1 protein-coding gene is annotated in these 349 nt (G+C 55.9%); it reads left to right on the top strand.

Translation table 11 applies throughout. From position 1 onward, the window contains the following. Positions 1-349: YihY family inner membrane protein (locus tag GYB81_RS23990; RefSeq protein ID WP_161898016.1), on the top strand; the 349-nt coding region annotated here is incomplete at both ends.

The following is a 349-nucleotide window of genomic DNA, read 5'->3' as shown; positions in this document are numbered from 1 at the left end:
GTTGGGGCGTGCGGGCTGATCGTCACCGCGTTATTGCTGATGTACTCCATCGATAGCGCGTTGAATACCATCTGGCGCAGTAAACGAGCGCGACCAAAAATTTACTCGTTCGCCGTGTACTGGATGATTTTAACGCTGGGTCCGCTGCTGGCAGGGGCCAGTCTGGCGATCAGTTCCTATTTGCTCTCCCTGCGCTGGGCGAGCGATCTCAATACTGTCATCGATAACGTGCTGCGTATTTTTCCGCTGCTGTTGTCGTGGATCTCCTTCTGGTTGCTGTACAGCATTGTTCCTACCATCCGCGTACCTAACCGCGACGCGATTGTCGGCGCGTTTGTCGCCGCGCTCC

Origin of the sequence: Pseudomonas yangonensis, from assembly GCF_009932725.1 — a bacterium.
Classification (GTDB): domain Bacteria; phylum Pseudomonadota; class Gammaproteobacteria; order Pseudomonadales; family Pseudomonadaceae; genus Aquipseudomonas; species Aquipseudomonas yangonensis.
This window is presented reverse-complemented; position numbering and strand designations above follow the sequence as displayed.